Origin of the sequence: Faecalibaculum rodentium (genome assembly GCF_001564455.1) — a bacterium.
Classification (GTDB): domain Bacteria; phylum Bacillota_I; class Bacilli_A; order Erysipelotrichales; family Erysipelotrichaceae; genus Faecalibaculum; species Faecalibaculum rodentium.
On the sequence record NZ_CP011391.1, the window covers coordinates 1,729,002 to 1,746,904 of the forward strand.

Annotated in this window: 18 protein-coding genes; 4 read left to right on the plus strand and 14 right to left on the minus strand. The window is 54.5% G+C overall.

All coding sequences use genetic code 11. The features are described 5' to 3' along the window. The first annotated feature begins 141 nt into the window (after positions 1-141). Both aalo17_RS08520 and aalo17_RS08525 read left to right on the plus strand, forming a co-directional pair. Positions 142-756, plus strand: coding sequence for a TVP38/TMEM64 family protein (locus aalo17_RS08520; protein ID WP_158507770.1), 615 nt, complete (start codon positions 142-144; stop codon positions 754-756). Positions 757-769: 13 nt separating this feature from the next. Continuing rightward, complete coding sequence (locus aalo17_RS08525) at positions 770-973, plus strand: hypothetical protein (protein ID WP_067558241.1); 204 nt, start codon at positions 770-772, stop codon at positions 971-973. Positions 974-1,030: 57 nt separating this feature from the next. Here aalo17_RS08525 and aalo17_RS08530 read toward each other — a convergent pair whose 3' ends face one another. Together aalo17_RS08530 and aalo17_RS08535 are read right to left on the minus strand one after the other, a co-directional pair. Then, positions 1,031-1,525, minus strand: a complete 495-nt coding sequence (locus tag aalo17_RS08530) for a SprT-like domain-containing protein (RefSeq protein WP_082743333.1) — start codon at positions 1,523-1,525, stop codon at positions 1,031-1,033. A 25-nt stretch (positions 1,526-1,550) separates the two neighbouring features. Further along, positions 1,551-2,177 (minus strand): peptidylprolyl isomerase, encoded by a 627-nt coding sequence (locus aalo17_RS08535; protein ID WP_067558248.1) that lies wholly within the window; start codon positions 2,175-2,177, stop codon positions 1,551-1,553. A 143-nt stretch (positions 2,178-2,320) separates the two neighbouring features. On the opposite strand from aalo17_RS08535, the gene aalo17_RS08540 reads away from it, so the two are divergent. Together aalo17_RS08540 and aalo17_RS13185 are read left to right on the plus strand one after the other, a co-directional pair. After that, positions 2,321-3,265 carry a patatin-like phospholipase family protein gene (locus aalo17_RS08540; protein ID WP_067558251.1) on the plus strand — a complete coding sequence of 315 codons (945 nt, stop codon included), beginning with the start codon at positions 2,321-2,323 and terminating at the stop codon, positions 3,263-3,265. Between the two features lie 532 nt (positions 3,266-3,797). Beyond that, positions 3,798-3,929, plus strand: a complete 132-nt coding sequence (locus tag aalo17_RS13185) for a hypothetical protein (protein WP_257721845.1) — start codon at positions 3,798-3,800, stop codon at positions 3,927-3,929. Positions 3,930-4,538: 609 nt separating this feature from the next. On the opposite strand, the gene aalo17_RS08550 is transcribed toward aalo17_RS13185, so the two are convergent. The 12 genes from aalo17_RS08550 to aalo17_RS08610 form a co-directional block, all read right to left on the minus strand. Beyond that, a complete protein-coding gene (locus tag aalo17_RS08550) occupies positions 4,539-6,257 on the minus strand; it encodes an ABC-ATPase domain-containing protein (protein ID WP_067558257.1) in 1,719 nt (572 codons plus the stop codon). Then, a complete protein-coding gene (locus tag aalo17_RS08555) occupies positions 6,214-7,050 on the minus strand; it encodes an HD domain-containing protein (protein ID WP_067558260.1) in 837 nt (278 codons plus the stop codon). Before aalo17_RS08555 ends, aalo17_RS08550 begins: the two co-directional genes overlap by 44 nt. Continuing rightward, entirely contained in the window at positions 7,047-7,559 is a 513-nt protein-coding gene (locus aalo17_RS08560) for a gamma carbonic anhydrase family protein (protein WP_067558263.1), read from the minus strand. Before aalo17_RS08560 ends, aalo17_RS08555 begins: the two co-directional genes overlap by 4 nt. A gap of 127 nt (positions 7,560-7,686) precedes the next feature. After that, positions 7,687-9,165 carry a magnesium transporter gene (mgtE, locus tag aalo17_RS08565; RefSeq protein WP_082743453.1) on the minus strand — a complete coding sequence of 493 codons (1,479 nt, stop codon included), beginning with the start codon at positions 9,163-9,165 and terminating at the stop codon, positions 7,687-7,689. A 9-nt stretch (positions 9,166-9,174) separates the two neighbouring features. Further along, positions 9,175-10,596 carry a magnesium transporter gene (gene mgtE, locus aalo17_RS08570; protein WP_067558266.1) on the minus strand — a complete coding sequence of 474 codons (1,422 nt, stop codon included), beginning with the start codon at positions 10,594-10,596 and terminating at the stop codon, positions 9,175-9,177. A gap of 361 nt (positions 10,597-10,957) precedes the next feature. Beyond that, entirely contained in the window at positions 10,958-11,146 is a 189-nt protein-coding gene (locus tag aalo17_RS08575) for a hypothetical protein (protein ID WP_067558267.1), read from the minus strand. A 58-nt stretch (positions 11,147-11,204) separates the two neighbouring features. Continuing rightward, positions 11,205-12,080, minus strand: a complete 876-nt coding sequence (locus tag aalo17_RS08580) for an RpnC/YadD family protein (protein ID WP_067558270.1) — start codon at positions 12,078-12,080, stop codon at positions 11,205-11,207. A 296-nt stretch (positions 12,081-12,376) separates the two neighbouring features. Further along, positions 12,377-12,976, minus strand: coding sequence for a DUF3267 domain-containing protein (locus aalo17_RS08590; protein WP_067558276.1), 600 nt, complete (start codon positions 12,974-12,976; stop codon positions 12,377-12,379). A 36-nt stretch (positions 12,977-13,012) separates the two neighbouring features. Beyond that, positions 13,013-13,756, minus strand: a complete 744-nt coding sequence (locus aalo17_RS08595) for a gamma-glutamyl-gamma-aminobutyrate hydrolase family protein (RefSeq protein ID WP_067558280.1) — start codon at positions 13,754-13,756, stop codon at positions 13,013-13,015. Between the two features lie 210 nt (positions 13,757-13,966). Next, positions 13,967-15,226: a serpin family protein gene (locus tag aalo17_RS08600; protein WP_067558283.1), complete on the minus strand. Its 1,260-nt coding sequence runs from the start codon at positions 15,224-15,226 to the stop codon at positions 13,967-13,969. 354 nt (positions 15,227-15,580) lie between these two features. Continuing rightward, positions 15,581-16,387: a site-specific integrase gene (locus aalo17_RS08605; protein WP_236940466.1), complete on the minus strand. Its 807-nt coding sequence runs from the start codon at positions 16,385-16,387 to the stop codon at positions 15,581-15,583. Between the two features lie 349 nt (positions 16,388-16,736). Further along, positions 16,737-17,897 carry a restriction endonuclease subunit S gene (locus aalo17_RS08610; RefSeq protein WP_082743335.1) on the minus strand — a complete coding sequence of 387 codons (1,161 nt, stop codon included), beginning with the start codon at positions 17,895-17,897 and terminating at the stop codon, positions 16,737-16,739. Positions 17,898-17,903: the final 6 nt, after the last annotated feature.

The following is a 17,903-nucleotide window of genomic DNA, read 5'->3' on the forward strand; positions in this document are numbered from 1 at the left end:
CTTTCGGACTGAAAAAATTGGTAACTCTCTGTTTCATGCCTACATTGTACCGGATAACCGCCATCCAGCCACCCCGGGCGGGTTGCGTCAATGGCCCTGTCCTGCATCATCGGCTACACTGTAAAGGAAAGGGAGACCATCATGACAACTCAGACAGATCCCGGCGCAGCTGCCCGGAAACGAAATTTTGTGATCTCCATCGTGTCCACCATTGTATTCGGTGCGCTGCTGGTGTGGATCCTGCACAAAGGGGTCGATACGGCCGCCATCCAGAAGTTTCTGGAGAACTGCGGTCCCCTGGCACCTGTGCTCTTTATCGCGATTTCGGTCTTCAGCTCCTATGTCCCCATCGTTCCCATGGGCTCCATGGGTTCCATTGGCATTGTGCTCTTTGGCCCTGTCACGGCGTTTTTTTACAACTACGCCACTTCGGTCATCAACTGCACGCTGGGGTTCTGGCTCGCGAAACGCTATGGCGACCGGATGATCCTCAACATCGCGTCCCCAAAGACCTACGCCAGATACAGGCACTGGGTGCAGACCACGAAGCACTTCACGCTGGTGTTCATCATCTGCATGTTTCTGCCGGTATCCCCCGACATCATTCTCTGCATGCTCGCGGGACTCAACGGTATGAGCTGGGGCAGGTTCCTGGCCATCATCCTCGTCAGCCGCCCGGTATCCTCATGGGCATATTCCACGGGGTTGCTGAAGGGCTTTGAATGGATTTTGAAAACACTGCACCTGAAGCAGTGAGGAGGCATATGACATGAACAATGAAACACAGATTCTAAAGGATATGAAGGAATGGGTCATGCACGGCTTTGGCCTCATGAAGCTGAGACCCTATTGCGAATTTCTGGATGCCGTGCTGGCCAACGATCAGTGGCTGCCGGTCTACGAGAAATACCAGACCACCTTTGCCGAACTCTACGAAGAAATGCGGGCAGCGGGATATGTCCGCCGGCCCTGAGATACAGGCAGGCGCAAAGCAGCCCCGGCAGCCGGAGTGATCCGCTGCCGGGGCTCTTCATTTTTCCCTGGGACGGCGTTCAGGGAGGGGCTCGAAATGACCCCCGCATCCTTTGTGGATATACCGCTCCGGGTGTTCGGTAAAATTCGACCGTCTGGTCCGGTTGACGATCACACCGCACCGGCTGCACTGAAACTGGTACCTGCCCCTGATTTCAAACGCTTCCGGTTCATACGTGCTTTGAATGTGGTAGCCGTATTCCCTCAGTTTTCTCGCGGCTTCCTGAAACCGGGGGCCATGGTCGAAACAGCCCTTGACGGTATGCAGGAGCTCATGGGCCAGAGTCTCGCGAACAAGCTCTGTATGTCCCATGAGGCGGGTAGAAATGTGTATGGTATAAAACCCGTCGGTTTCCCGCCGGCAGTTGCCGCGGCTTCTGGTGAGACGCCCTGAAAAGGAGACTTCCCCGATCCTGCCGGGTGTCAGACCGGCCTTCCGGAAGTCCTCCTTGATGGATTCCAGCATCACCACCAGCCCCGCGTCAGCCATCATGCTCCTGTATCTGCCTGCAGACACGTCATTCTTCTTTGGTCACGGTAATGGTTTCGATGACCGGCTGACTGTCTTTGGAGATGGTGCCGTTGTCATCGGTGGGTCTGGCATCTTCCAGGATTTTGTCCACGACGTCCATGCCCGAGGTCACGGTGCCAAACGCCGCGTATTCTCCATCCAGGCTCGGCGTGTCTTCCTGGACGATGAAGAACTGGCTGCTGGCAGAATCCGGATCACCACTTCGGGCCATGGATACTGTGCCCCGGACATGCTTCAGGGAGTTGTTGAAGCCATTGGAGAGAAATTCTCCCTGAATGTCTTCTTCGGCACCGCCAGTGCCATCCCCATTGGGATCTCCGCCCTGGGCCATGAACCCTTCAATGAGGCGGTGAAACGTCAGGCCGTCGTAGAATCCTTCGTCGGCGAGCTTCACAAAATTCTGCACGGTTTCCGGGGCGATCCCTTCATCCATTTCAAAGACGATGTCGCCGTAGTCCTTCACTTTGATCGTCGCCTGGTATTTCTGGCCTCCGGGTTCGGATCCTTTCATTTCTATGATTTCCGCCGGTTCCTCTTCTTTGGGTTCCGGCGCCTGGGTGCTGCAGCCTGCAAGCAGGACAGCACTCAGGATCAGACTGATCCATTGTTTCATGTCATTCTCCTTTATCTATCGTTCTGATGCTGATCGAACGTGAAATCACCGGTCAGTTTCTCCGGTTTGTCTCTATGATTCTAAATCGTTTTGCACGTTGTGGCAAAAACAGATAGACTTGTTCGGGAAAAGGAGGCGTTCCAATGGCAAGAGATGTAAAGATTGCCAGAGACAAAGTGTTCTCAGGCTGGGCCCTGCTGCCCAAGGGAAAAGCGGCGGATACCGTGACGGAAGGCTGTCTGGTGCTGGAGGGCGGCGCCTTCCGCGGTGTCTATACCTCAGGGGTGCTGGATGCCTTTCTGGAGGAAGGCATCAATCTGCAGACAGTGATCGGCGTGTCGGCCGGGGCAATGAACGGCATGAACTACCAGGCTGGCCAGATCGGCCGGGCGGCGAGGATCAACCTGCGGTATCGTCACGATCCCCGGTTCGTGGGAACCAGGCCGCTGCTCCGGGAGGGCGGTGTGATCGGATTCGATTTTGTGATGAATGACCTCCAGCTGGAGGAGCCCTTTGACTGGGAGAGATTCCGGGATCCCCGGCGCGAGTTTTATGCGGTGATTTCCGATGTGACCTCGGGCCTTCCCCGCTATGTGTCGAAAAAGGAGCCGGTGGATATCCTGAAGGCCGTGCAGGCCTCAGCGACCATGCCCTTTGTGTCCAAGCCTGTGACGCTGGACGAGGTGCCGTACCTGGATGGCGGCTGCACCGACAAAGTCCCCATTGAATGGGCGCTGCAGCACAAGTTTGAGAAAATCATTGTGGTCAGGACCCGACCCGCGGGATACCGCAAGGGGGAAGACTCCCAGCTGCAGAAAGACATGATCCAGCGCTTCTACCGCAGCACACCGGAATTTGCACAGACCCTGGCGGACTCCAATGCCCGGTATGACCGGCAGATAGAGGAAATCGAGCGGCTCGACCGCCGCGGCCGGATCCTGCAGATCGCCCCGAGCCAGCCCGTCACCATATCCCGGCTGGAAGGCGACATGGAAAAACTGGGTGCGCTGTATTACCTGGGGTATCACGATGCCCGGGCCATGATGCCCAAAATCAAGGAGTATCTGGGCATTCAGCGGGCTGACTGAATGTCACCCGCCCAGCCCCAAGACCCTTTCATATAGTGGACTGCTTTGAATAGCAGCTGTAACCAGGTCAGGGGAACGAGTTGGCTCAGGCACGCTTTTCAGGAACAGGTCGGGTGCCGATGACGGGCTCCTTGCCTGGATCCTGCAGGGAATCCATTGGAACTGGACCCGAGAGCTGGTGTGCATGGGTGTGAGAGCTGTATACAGCGTTCTGTTTACCGCCTTCAACCGGTGGCTGCTGAAACCTCCAAAAGCACACAGCTGAACCTTGTATAAAAGCCATTTATATGCGTGACGTGACAGCGGGTAACCGCTGTTTTTTCTATGAACACAGTTTCTTTGATACAGTTTCTGGTGATGATAGAAATCTGGAGAATCTGAATATCGCACAGCACAAAAGAAAAAGAAAAAGGGCGGCAGCAGCCAGGACCCGGTCCTGAAGCGTGTGCGCACCCCGAACAGTCAGCTGGATGCAGGTATCACACAGAAAGAACTCCTGGCATCCAGGAATATCGCGACTGGAAAATTCGTAATGGAGCTGGATGAGAAGGACCGTGCGGAACTGGATCATGATGCCCCTTACTTCATTCTGGGACTGACAGGGCGCATCTGGCTGCCGAAGGAGGTCCTGGAGATCACCCGGAACATATTCAACCGCCCATGAGAGATGGCAGCGAAGGAGTTTTCGATGAAGCCAGTGGATCCCGAGAGGGAGTTTACAGCCGAAACCTTTAACCCCGGAAACTGCGTCTTCCCGGCTATCGGATCAAACTTCACATGCCGGACCTTATGCAGCGGATGCTGCAGCTGGCCGAAGAAACGGGTACTCTCTGGAACACGCTTCTGTCCAGAGTGTTCCCATCGATGAAAAGTGAATGAGGACAGGCACATTAAACCTGACCCGGCATCGAACTATATGCAGTATTGCATCAAAAGACAGGCCCGAATCCGGAACCTGTCTTTTTTGCGGCTTGAGGAAAGTCTGCTTGCTTTCATCAAGCCGCAAAAAGAATCTGGCTGATGGTGCATGGCCTAAGGAATACACAAGCTGAATTCTTTTTTTGGAGCTGGATGAAATTCTCCTGAATTTCATCCAGACTCGAAAAAAGAAGGCAACCGTGCACAGTCACCTTCTTAATCAGACAATTGTTTCTGTCCGGGAATTAGGGAGCATTTCTCTGCTCCCCTGCAGTATACCGCAAACCGGAATTGATTACGCATTAAACGCCCGAACATTTTTCGTACTTATTCAATCAGCGCAAGATAAATTATTTTATTCCAACTTATCTGCCGTTTGCTGCTTTCTGTCAGGAGTGATCTTCTGGAATCTCTGGCGGTTGAACGCCGCCAGGATCTCCTGTTTTCTCGGTCTGGCACCGTGGCCGCGCACAGTTTCATCCAGCGCCCCTGCGTTCATGCGGTCCTCCAGTACATCCACGACCTCCGTCAGGGTCCTGCTGTCATCCACGATCTCCCGGTTCGCCAGTTTCAGAAGCTGCCCGATCGCCGCCAGCTGCTCGGGATCCACCAGCTGCTCCACATACCGCATGTCGATATCCTGGCGGTCTACCGAAATCGTGTCCATGCCCCGGGACCGGACCTTCGACCGCTCGGATTCCTTCACCCGGTGCGGGATCCTCACACTCCTGCAGTCAAACGGCTGCAGGTTTTCTTTTTCTCTGAACACATAGGCCTTCGCCGCATCCTTCGCTTTCTCCGTAATGTCCAGCGGCACATACTGATCCATCTGGATCACCGTGTCCGCCTTCGAGAAAAACGCCCCGGAAGAGCCAGCCACCAGAATCGTGCTGATGCCGTCTTTTTCATACAGCTCCCGTACCCGGTCCATGAACGGAATGATCGGTTCCTGATCTCCATGCACCACTTCCTGCATCAGATTGTCCCGGATCATGAAGTTCGCCGCACTGGTGTCTTCATCCATCAGCAGCGTCTTCGTTCCCGCTTCAATGGCTTCCGCCAGACCCGCTGCCTGCGAGGTGCTCCCAGAGGCATCCTCCGTGCTGAACGCCACCGTATCCTTGCCATTGGGCAGATTGGTTATGAACCCCGAAATGTTCACATCCTGCACACTGCGTCCATCCTCTGCCCGCGACTTCACGGCAGTCTCGTCTGTGATCACCAGTTCCCGGCCATCACCCGCAATGTGGTCATACACCCCGCGCTCCAGCGCCTCCAGCAGCGTGGACTTGCCGTGATAGCCGCCGCCCGCAATGAGCGTCACGCCTTTGCGGATGCCAAGGCCCCGGATTCTGCCACGGAAGGGCGTTTCGACTTCCACCGCCAGGGACTCCGGAGCCGCAAAGGCGACAGCCTCCTGCATCGGCTTCTGAGAAACGCCGCTTTCCCGCGGAAGGATGGATCCATCGGCCACAAACGCCGCCAGGTCCAGGACCTTCAGCTGGTTGCGGATGGCCGTCTGGTCCATGGCCAGCTGCCAGGTCTCCTGCAGTTCTTCCTTCATCTTCGGTGTGTAGTTTTTGTAGATCAGGCTTTCGTTCACCACTGTGGGCAGTGTGACAAACAGGATCCGCTCCAGTTCCCGCGCGAGAATGCGCCGGCCATTGGCGGGAAAGCCGATGTTGAAGCGCACGCGTACGGAACCGTCTTCATACAGGTGGCAGGAGGTTCGTTCCAGGATCTCCTGTCCCGGGCGGGTCACCGACAGCTTTCCGGATTTGCCCGACCCTTTCCCCGGTCTGCTCTGGCGATGCAGTGCCTGCCCGAAAAAACGCAGGATCCTGTCTTCCGCCGCGATCCGCGTCTGCCGCGTCCGGAGAATCTCTGCCGGGAATCCCGGGTCCTTCACCAGCACCGACACATCACTCGGGGCCGCAAAAGGGTCCCCCTGGACGTGGTCAATGGACAGCAAAAAGGGGCCAAACGCATATGTACCCCTTGTATCTTTATAAGCCGGGTAGGGACGTCCCTCAATCCGGCGCAGTATCTCTTTCAGGTCCTGTGCAGTGTTCATTCAATACTACCTCCACATGTTCCAGACATGCCCGGACAGCCGGATCCGCGAGGGAAATGCTGTCAAAGCGCTTCCGCCAGAATCCTGCCGCCTTACACAAACGATACGACGCCGGAAACCGAAAGTCGTTCACGAAGCCCAGATAGGTCAGCCAGAGATCCATGGGCGTCTGTCTGTCCCGCTTGTCCACCGGCCGGCCGGCGAGCAGGGCTTCGATAACCGCCGGGGAGGCCGTGGATTGTGCGGCTTCTTCTGCCGTATGCGCCGTCATGTCCTGAATGTCATCCACCGCAAACACCCGGTAAATGTCCAGCCGGTCCGCATCCCGCACCAGGTCACACAGCCGGGAAGCCACCGGATCGCCGATGTCCGTTTCCAGCCGGTTGTGCTGGGCAATGGCGGTCAGGATCCGCTGCCTCCATGCCTTTTCCACGTCCTGCAGCATGGCCGTCTCTTCCAGGACCTGCACCGAAAGCGCTGCGTGATCGGCGCTTTTTGCGTCAAAAAACGTGTCATGGCGCCGCAGCTGTTCAAAGCGGCCGATGTCATGAAACACAGCGGCGATCCTGGCAGCCTGTGCCAGATCCGGGTCCTCTGCAGTGATGCCCTCAAGCTTCAGCAGGGCATTCATGTACCCCAGCACACCCAGGGTGTGGACCCTCTTCAGTTCATACCGTGTATCCGCTGTTCCGAATCCCGCCGTGTAGTCCAGAAACCGCTGTGTCCAGTCCCGCATGTCAGTTCTGTCGTCACCGGCTGCAGGCAGGACACAGTCCTCAGTCACCGGTGTCATTCTGCGTCATCCGGCGTCCAGATGTCGTGGGTATCGAGCCGGTACTGCCCTGCCAGCTCTACATACTCCAGGGCATTTTCCCGGATTTCCCGGATCTGTTCCCCGCTCACCGGACGGATCACCTTCGCCGGCGATCCCAGCACCAGTGAACCATCGGGAATCACCGTGTTCTGCGTCACCAGGGCCCCTGCCCCCACCAGGCAGTGAGAACCGATTTTCGCTCCGTTGAGCACAACGGCCCCCATGCCAATGAGGGACTCATCCCCCACTTCGCAGCCATGCAGGATACAGCCATGGCCCACCGTCACGGACTGTCCCAGGATCACCGGATACCCCGGATCGGTGTGGACCACGCTGTTGTCCTGGACATTCGTGTCCGCCCCCAGCACCACCGGTTCCTCTTCTGCCCGGATCGTGCAGTGAAACCATACACTGCTCCCCGGTTCCATGGTCACATTGCCCGCCACAACGGCCCCGGGTGCGATCCAGGCTTCCTTTGAAATGTTCATACAGTCTCCTCCTCTTTTCTGATTGTGTCACAAAAAACCGCCCAGCGGACGGTTTGCGCAGTACAGGATGTGTCGGGCAGCCGCCTGGCTGCCATCATCGGCCCCGGGTTTCCCTTGTCCTGCGGGTTCATCCCCCCAGGTGCATGACCTGGATCAGGAACACAAACACCAGCGTGTAATAGGTGAGCACCGCCGTCAAGTCGTTGATGGTGGTGATCAGGGGCCCCGATGCCGTGGCTGGATCCACATGCACCGCCTGGAACAGGATCGGAATCACAGTGCCAAACAGCGAGGAGACCACCATGCTGATGAGCATGCTCAGGCCGATCACACCGGAAATCGCGTAGGATGTCGCGAAATCATAGGGATAGGCAACGTAGATGTAGACCCCCATGACCAGGCACGAAAACAGGCCGATGATGAAGCCGTTGGCGGCACCCGTCCGGGTTTCCTTGAAGACCAGGTACAGCTTCTGGTTCCAGGTGAGTTCATCGTCTGTCAGCACCCGCAGGCTCACGGCCAGGGACTGGGTGCCGACGTTGCCGGACATGTCCAGGATCAGGGACTGGAAGGCCGCCACCATGGTCAGTTTTGCGACGACGGGCTCGAAGATACCTACCACGCTGGAGACACCCATGGCCAGAAACAGGAGCACACAGAGCCAGGGAATGCGCTTTTTCACACTGCGAAAGAGCGTTTCGTTCAGGTCCTCCTGGGCGGACAGACCGGCCAGCCTTGCGTAGTCTTCCTCCATCTCTTCCTGGTAGAGAGCCAGGACATCAGATCCTGTAATGACCCCCACCAGCTGGTTGTCATTGTCGAGCACCGGAATGGAGTCTTCGCTGTAGTCCTTGAGCTCGTCCAGGATCTCGTCGATCTGCTCGTTCGCATAAATATAGGGATAGTTCTGCGCCACAATGTCCGAAAGCGGCTGGCTGCTTCGGGCAATGATCAGGTCCTTCAGGTCAATGGCCCCTGCCAGGGTACCGTCTTTGTCCAGGACATAGAGTGTCTGGATGTTGTCGTTTTCCGCCGCCTGCTGCTTGAGCAGTCGCATGGCTTCCTTGACGCTGGCCGAAGAGGGGATCTCGATGTAGTTGGTCGTCATGTGGCTGCCGATCTGCTCCTCCGTGAAGCTGGACACAAGGCGGATGTCTTCCCGCACCTCGGGATCCAGCAGTTCGACGATGAGATCCCGCCGGACAGGACCGGTGCTGCGCAGCAGTTTCGCAGCGGTGTCCGCATCCATGCCTTTGTTGAGCAGCGCCACGGCTTTCTTCACCGGCAGCTCCGGGAAGAACCGGTCCCGCTGTTCCTCGTCCATGCTCTCGAAGATGTCCGTGAGCTGGTCGGTGTCCAGGAGCGTGGCCAGTCTGGCGCGTTCCGCCGGGTGCAGGTCGTTGAAGGCCTCCGCAATGTCGTTTTCGTGGTAGTCCTCGAGTTTGTCCTTGAGCACCGCCGGTGCCAGCGAAGAACGGACCAGGCCCACGATCTCTGCCGCATAGTGCCGGTCGATCTTTCCGTGGTCCTCCAGCTCCCTGGCCCGGGATCTGGTATCCGGCCTGTTCTCTGCAGCCGGCTGATGTGTCACTTTTCTGTCATCCATGTCCGTCACCTACATTCCCAGCATCCGGATCAGGAACAGCCAGACCAGGCCATAGAAGAGGATCACCGCACACAAGTCGTTGATGGTGGTGATCAGCGGGCCGGAGGCCACCGCCGGATCCACGCCGATTTTCTTGAAGAAGATCGGGATCGTGGTCCCCGTCAGGCTGGACACGATCATGGCCAGCCACAGACTCACGGCAATGCACGCAGAGATCGTGAAGGACGCTGCGGCGGTCTGGTGCTTCGCCGCCAGGATATACAGGCCCAGGAACACAAAGGCCAGGGATCCCATGATCAGGCCGTTCACAAACCCCACCCGGGCTTCCTTGGCCACCAGGTGACGCTTTTCCTTCCCTGTCAGTTCATCATCCATGAGGACCCGGATCGTGACACCCAGAGACTGCGTGCCAACGTTGCCCGACATGCCCAGGATCAGGGACTGGAACGCCAGCACCAGGGGGATCTGGGCCACGACGCCTTCAAACAGCGAGACGACCCAGGACACCATGAGGCCCAGGGCCAGCAGAAAGAGCAGCCAGGGCAGGCGCTTTTTCAAAGACACAAACAGGGTTTCTTCCAGGTCTTCTTCCGCCGTCAGACCGGCAAACCGGGCATAGTCTTCCCCCATTTCCTGGTCCAGGGCCTCCAGCAGGCTCTGGGTGGTGATGACGCCCAGGACCCGGTTGTCCGATCCCAGCACCGGAATGGAGTCTTCGTTGTAATCCCGCAGATCGTCGATCACCGTCTCGACTTGATCCGAGCCATAGACGTACGGATAGCTCGCCACGAGGATGTCCTCCAGCGGCGTGTCATTGCGCGCAATGATGAGGTCCTTCAGGTCCACCGCTCCCGCATACATGTGGTCATTGCCATAGCTGTAGATCGTCGTGATGTTGTCGTTGTCCGCCGCCTGCTTCACGAGCAGGTTCATGGCTTCCTTCACCGTGACATCCCGCGGCACTTCCACAAAGTTCGTGGTCATGCGCGAGCCGATGAGGTCCTCGTCATAGGAATCGATCAGGGCGATGTCGGCCCGCATTTCGGAGTCCAGAAGCTCCATGAGCAGTGCCTGTTTTTCCGGCACCAGGGACTGGATCAGGTCGCCGGTCTGGTCGGGCTCCAGGCGGTTGAGGACCGCGGCGGCCTTGCGGAGAGTCAGTTCGTTGATGAACCGGATCCGTTCCTCTTCGTCGAGATATTCCAGGATCTCGGACAAAGTGTCGGTTTTCAGGATCCGGTAGAGTTTCTCCCGTTCCGGGAGGGTAAGCCGGAAAAAGGCGTCTGCGATGTCGCCTGCATGATAGTTTTCCAGCTGCATGGCCAGCAGCCGCGGTGCAGTGCTTGTACGCACGGCATCCACGATCGCGGCCTCATAGTCAGGACGCTGTCGTACAGCTTCGGCTTCGATGGTCCGGGGTTCTTCCTGCATTCTGTTTTCCCCCTTTCTGCATGGAAAAAGGGACCAGGGCTCAGTGACCGGTATCAGTGTCTGAGCAGGGTGGTCCGATGTCGCGGTCGAGCTGTACTGTCATCCGGTATATTCATCTGAAACCACCCCGCTTTCCGTCACCCTATTATAAGCCCTGTATACGGCGCAAAACAGTTTTGGCGGGATTTTTTTCCGGAAGCGGACGGAAGCGGACAGAGGGGTATCCCGAAACTGTCCGGCAGGCCGATGGTGGCGGGATGATCAGCAGTCATGCAGGATGGGGCGCATCGCCGGACGAATGAAAAGGCCGGATCCTGCATGGTGTCCGGTCTTCATTGGTGATTCTGCTTTGCGGATGGGGTCACGGGTTCAGCCGTGCCTGCAGCCTCTGCACTTCGCTTAATGACAGGCTGGTAAGTTCCGCAATATCCTGCAGCGAACCAATTCCCATCTGCAGCAGCCTGCCGGCTATTTTTCTGCATTCTTTCCTGTATCCTATTTCAAACCCGATTTTATACGCTTCTTCAAGCCCGGCTTTATACCCGTCCATGAATATCTGCCTGGTCAGTTATCCATTTTCGTTTGTCCTCACTCTGCAGTATCGACCGCTATGTGTTCAGCTTTGCCTGCAGTTTTTGCACTTCGCTCAGGGAAAGTCGGGTTGCCTTCGCAATCTGCTGCAGGGAACCAATTCCCATCTGCAGCAACTGTTCTGCTGTCTTCCGGCTGGAGCGGATTTCCCCTTCCTGAAGCCCCTCTGTTTTCCCATCCTGGAATATCTGCCTCGTCAGTTCACACATCTCCATCTCTCCCTTCTCCGTATACTTGACCCGCTGCATCAGTTCCCGCAGCAGCGGATTCTTCATCTTCTTCGGGTCTGTCTCCCGGAAATCATGCGCCAGATCTCCTCTTTTACTGTTTCCCTTGTATCTCAGATTAAACAGGATCACTTCCGTTCTGTCCGGAAAACGTCTGCCCGTTGCACTGTCCACTGTTTCAAGCCGCACCACTGGCTGTCCATCCGGAAACAGTGGCCTGCCCGTACCCGGTATGTGAATGGCATCTGTCATCCATATCATATGGCTTTTCTTCAAGCATGAATAGGGTTTTCCACCAGGCAGGCCATTGAGTACCAGATGCGCACGCTCCACCTCGATCCTGCCTGCTTCGATGCTTTCATTCTGCACCTCTGCGCACCAGATTCCGTCTTCTTCATCATTTCCGAACAGATCGGGTTCAACGGATTTCGCCCCTGTCACCGTGATCAGGTCCTTCTGTGTCTGCACATCGTGGAATGGACCGGTCTTTCTGCCTGTGATCACATCCGCCAGCAGGTTCATCAGCTGCTCCAGTTCCGGTCCACTGCAAAGCCTGCCTGCCACCCGAAAGCCGACATCCGTTTTCAGAGTCAGTTTCCTCCGGTACTCCTCCAGTCTCTGTTCAAACGATTCCACCTCGTGGTCGCTGCGTTTCTTGACGGGCATCCGGTCTCCTCCTTCCTGCAGTACCATCCATACCCAGATACTCTATCAGCCTCCACAAGAGGAAATCCATGCGCAATTTTTAAGGAAACTCAACAAAAATTCACAATTCTGTCACCATCAAGCCTTCTCCCTTCTGTTCTCCTTTCCCCGCCTGCAGCTCTGAAAGCCCGCTTCCCACTCTGCACTGCGTCATGATCCCTCCACCTGCCTTCCGGCAAATGTGACAGAAGATCCGCATTTGTTCGTGCAGCAGACAATGAAAAACCTGCACCGGTCCTCCCGATGCAGGCATCTTCTCATTCCTCTGCCGCTTCCGCACGGCTCCCATCATCCGGCCGGTACCAGAACGAATGGAAGCCATACAGATACGTAAGGGCTCCTTTGGGCATCTGCCACAGGGCATTCCATACATTGATGTAGTCACCGGCACCCATGCCCAGCGACATGGCGCCCAGCGTGGCCAGAAACACATTGTGCATTGTAAATCCCGCAATGTACGGAATCAGACCGAAAACAATGCTCGGCAACAGGGACATGAAAATGAACCGGCCTTTGGACATGTCCTCCGGCCCCACCACAAACAGCATTCCCTGTTTCAGATTCGTGTAGATATAGGCTGTGTCCCGGAAACAGACCGCATGAATGTACTCATGCGGAATGGCACAAACAAGCGACATCAAAGCCCCCAGCACAAATCCCCAGCCATCCACCGTGAACCAGCTCTGAAGTGCGAGAGGGACCATGAGCGCCACAATGATCCCCAGCGCGATCACATTCGCCCAGACCGCCAGTTTCTTCATGTCCGGCTCCTTAAACTGCACGGCCCCCGGCCTGTGCGGCTGTCTGGGCAGATCATCCTCATTCCCGCTGAACTGCCCCATATATCTGATTTTCATGATTCCTTCCCTCTCCTGTTTTGCTTCACGATTCCGTCACATCTCAGACAAGTCCGATGCATCCTGTCTCCGGTTGCCACACCGCCGGACAAAGGCTTCAAAAAGCCGGCGGCTTGCTTCGTCCCGCTGTTTGGCCAGGATCTCCGGATGCCACTGCACACCCACCATCACCGGATCCTGATCCTGTCGCTCCAGGGCCTCAATAACGCCATCTTCGCCAAACGCCACGGCCTCAAACCCCGGAGCCAGGTCCTTCACCGCCTGGTGGTGAAAGGAATTCACCTCCAGGACCGATGCGTCCACGGCATTGCCCACCAGACTGCCTTCCTTCAGAGTCACCCGGTGGCTTGGCTGCATCATGGGTCTGTCCTGCACATGAGCGGGCAAATCCTGGTGCAGCGTTCCTCCGAACGCCACATTGAGTGCCTGCAGTCCCTTGCAGATGCCAAACACCGGCAGCTTCAGCGCATCTGCCGCCTGAATCAGGTCCAGGTAAAACTGGTCCACCAGCGGATAGACCTGTCCCGCCGCATGGGGACCCCGGTGCCGGTACAGCACCGGGTTGATGTCACTGCCTCCGATCAGCAGGATGCCATCGAGATGCCGGGCAATGTCCAGCACTGCCTGCCGGTCAGCCTGCACCGGGATTACCACCGGAATACCTCCGGCCTGTTCCACCGCCCGGATATAGTCCTGCTCCACCGCATGCTTTACCGGATTCTTCACGCGTTCACATTTATCCACCAGCAGATTCGCCGCAATGCCAATGATGGGCCGCATGCCTGGTCCCTCCCTGTCTGTCTGTGAGTTTCAGTATAGCGAAAAAGGAAGCACAGTTGGAACATTTTTCCGGCGTTCCAGCAATCCCCCGGCTGCGGATGGTGGCCGAACCGTCCGCGCCCTTCCCTTGCCGCCCATACGAAAAACCCTGCAGCCGCAGGGTCTTTCTCATCGCAGAACCGGAAATCCGCAGTCCCGAAACAGCCCTCACTATTCCTGGATGTTCACCACCCGTCCCACAAACAGTGGCACAGCGTGTTCCAGATCCACGATCATATAGACATAGGACCTGTCGGCAACCACGGGATCCGCTTCCACGGGCATGGCCATCGTTTCAATGCCAATCTCCGTTGCGGCTGCCGCCTTCGTACCTTTCTCACTCACCTCAATGTATGTTTTCTGAAGCACAGAAGAGATATACAGATCGTTCTTCGAACCGGTGATGGCCGAAAAATCCGCCTGGTCGCCAAAGGCATCCGTCATACCGCAGGCTGCCAGGGCATCGTTGAGCGTCAGGGTGCTTTCCTGGTCCAGTTTCGGCATGGAGACCTGCACATCTGCACTCACGCGATTGGACAGCAGGTTGGTGACCGCGGCGCCACCCAGGGATTTCACTGTGTCAGACAGCGGTTTGTCTGCGGCTTTGGGAAGCAGCAGCATGTATCCATACCTGGATTCGTCGTATTCCTTGATGAATCCCGTCACATTGTCGTTTTCCACCGACCAGTCCGCCTGTCCGTTCAGGAAGTCCACAGAGCTTTCCGATCCGTCCTGGTTGTGAAACGTCTGTTTTTTCGTGTCCGCTTCGTCAAAGGGTGCCGCCCATTTTCCGTTGAAGGCCTCCGCATTGACCAGGATCATCTGTGTCAGAGACGGGATTTCTTTGATCAGTTCGGGAATCAGGCCATCGGTGTGCTTTGACGTCCAGTCGTTGATGTCCTTCACCGCTTTCTGGTCCAGGGTCGATGAGAAGACTTCAGCGCGGAAATCCTGGGCACAGGTTTCCAGAAACGGTTTTGCGACCTCGTCCTGGAACTCGTTTTTCAGCCAGATCGAGTCCGCCATTGTCAGACTGTTCTGGTCCTCCATGGAACTGAGCCAGGCAGCCGCGGCTTTGTTGATCTGGTCTTTGTCCAGGCCCAGAACGGTTTCCATCTGCCTGAGGGTATCGCCTGCTGCGCCATTGGCAGCCATGCCCAGGGCCATCCATGCGGAGCTGCCCGACAGCAGAAGGTTCTCGTCTTCCCTGCCCAGGTTCTGGAACAGCCGCATGGAGAAATCGGCAAGTGCCGTGGATTCTTCTGCGCTGAATTCAGAAGCGACTTTTTTGAACTCCATGTTCGCCGTCAGATTGTCTGATTCTTTCATGGACTCCGAAGAAGCGCACCCAGAGATGAGGCTCATGGACAGCACGGAGCAGGACAGAATCCCCGCCAGTTTTCGGGCAATTGGCTTGTTGTGTGTAGACATCAAAGGCTCCTTTCTGTTTTCGTGTTCTTTCTACCATTCTAACAACCCCGGCAAAGAGAATACGAGACTCATGAACGGGAGTGTAGTGGAGTCGGGTGCCGATGGTGGCAAAGAAGGGTGGCGGTATGTGAAGGCGGGAAGCTGGAAACGGGTGCAGCGATGGTGGCTGCACCCGTGGGGGATGATTGAATTTCAGACATACCTGCCTCACTGGCTGGAGTCAGTAATCACAATGGTATGTCGTGAAAACCTACATATTCAGTCCGCAGTCATTAATTCCGAGACTGGCGCAGTTCTCCATCAGTCCCCGCTGTTCGCCATTGGTGAACCCATCCTTATTATCGTTAATAGTCGTTATTGGTTCAGCGAAGACAACGAACGCATAATCAGATCTATATCCTTGTTTTCCAGTTCCTGAATGATATGAAGATAGGTCTTCTGCGTAGTGGTCATGCTGGAATGGCCCAGCCGTCTGGCAACGCTGGCAATCGAGACGCCCGCAAACAAAAGAAGCGAGGCATGAGTATGACGAAGGCCATGAATGGTGATGACAGGCAGTTGGGATCTCCGGCAATAACGCCCCAAAACGTGATTTACCGTTGAGTTATACACTTTTTTTCTGACGAATATGGGCTGATCTGACGGCAGATCCTTAAGAAGCTGGGCAAACTGAATGGATACCTGCCAGTCCAGAGGAATTTTACGAACTGATGATTTGTTCTTAGTAGGCAGGAATCCCCCCTTGCCTTTGTAATCCCAGGTTTTGGATACGGACACAGTCTGTTTTCGAAAGTCAAAATCCTGTGGAGTCAAAGCCAGGGCTTCGGAAAACCGCATGCCGGTTTTGGCCACCAGGAGAATGAACCATTCCCAGGAAATCTCCGATTCGAGCTTCAAAGACGTGATCAGTGTCTGCAGCTGAAACTGATTGAGGTACTTCTCCTTTTTAGGCCGTGGCTGTCTTCCTTTGATAATGACTTTTCTTGTAGGATCTTTGTCCAAATATCCCTCGTCCACGGCATCCAGAATAGCGCCCTTCAACTGGTGATGAAAATCCATTGTTGTCTGCCGTTCGTGAAGCTCGGCATACGCGTTTATAAGTCTCTGATAGGTCAGTCGATTCAGATCACAGATTTTCATATCCGGTGCCAGCCGATCCACCCAGAGACTGGTCATATGATACTTATTCAAAGTAACTTCTCTGACAGCTCCCTGTTTGTAGACGTCGATCCAGTTTCTGTAATACTCGTTGAACAATACAGTGTTTTCCATGATGGTGCCCTTTCTAATCGGCTTTTGCCTCAGTTCCATACTGTTCCACAGAGTTGTCATTGAAAAGGCAGGAAACTGTCCTCAAAAGAAATGGTTTTCAATGAAAAACGTCTTTGTCCAGACAGAGTTGGTGAATGCTGTGTAGACAAAGACGTTTTGGGGTTGAAGTGAAAATAGTTCGTGAAAGATATAGTCACTACGTTTGGTAAACAGAGTCAGGAAATAGCGACTTAAGTTGTTATTTTATATATGCTATAATAAATAACTTACGCTGATGAAGGGTGATAAGATCGTCTAACTGTGAAAAGAAGGAACCAATTTGAGATTGTTCAGAAACCCCAGGAAACAAAACCAATTGTTTATATAATCGATCCCAATCAATATTTTTCCTACATTGGCTTGCTCCTTCTGTAGTGGCTTTCAAAAACAAACTCTTCGTTTCTTCTCTTTTAACCCACGTTTGCATGAATTCAGGATTTACATCCACTAATGAATAGACCTTATATGCTGGAGAAATTATTCCATGCTGGAATCTAAGGTTAACATTCGCATTTCCTAAATGAAGATTCTGTGCAGACAGAATTAAATCATTCTTTTTTATTTTTAAATATCCAATATTGGACTTGCCTCTAAAATGGGAGAATAATTCAGAATTTAGGAATATTCCATTGATTGCACATGAGATTAATCGATCTTCGTCCTCAAAAATCGTTCGTTCCCTTCGTTCATGTATATAATCCCCCAACTTACGCTGTTCCCAATCTATTGTAAAAAGAGGCAAAAACACATCCGTAAGAGTAGACTCAACTGTCAGTATCATCTTTCGAAGAAGACCCGATTTGAGTTTTTTGATGGTAACCGACTTACGCTGATGAAGGGTAATGAAATTATCTATCTGCGAGAAGAAAGCACCAATTAAAGTTTGTTCTTCCTGCTGTCTCGGATATTTAATAACTGTATCTTGCATTGAAGATTTCGAAACAGAGGTTACTTTAATGCCTTGCATTAAGGGTAGAAGTTGTTTGTGATAGGATTCAGAATTCAAATAGAACCCGAGATATCCTGGGCCAAACTTACACTTTGGTCTGTAGGGAATGGTGTGTAGACCAGATATAACCTTTTCTTGAGTGACACCTGCTATCTCACTGCATTTACCCACCGTTTCATCCTCAGCAGTATCAGCAATAACTATATCTCCATTCTGTAGAAACGAATTTTTAAACTTCGAAATTACTTTCACATCTTCTATCAACGGGAGATTCTCTTTTTTAATGTCTAGGATCTCATCAAATTTAACGAGGATATCACCATAATGAATATTCATAGCTGACCCGTTTTCAAAAGACAGCTCTGTCCTTGAAAGCGTGTTATTTTGTAAGCCTGTAAGGATTGTTCCCAACTTACG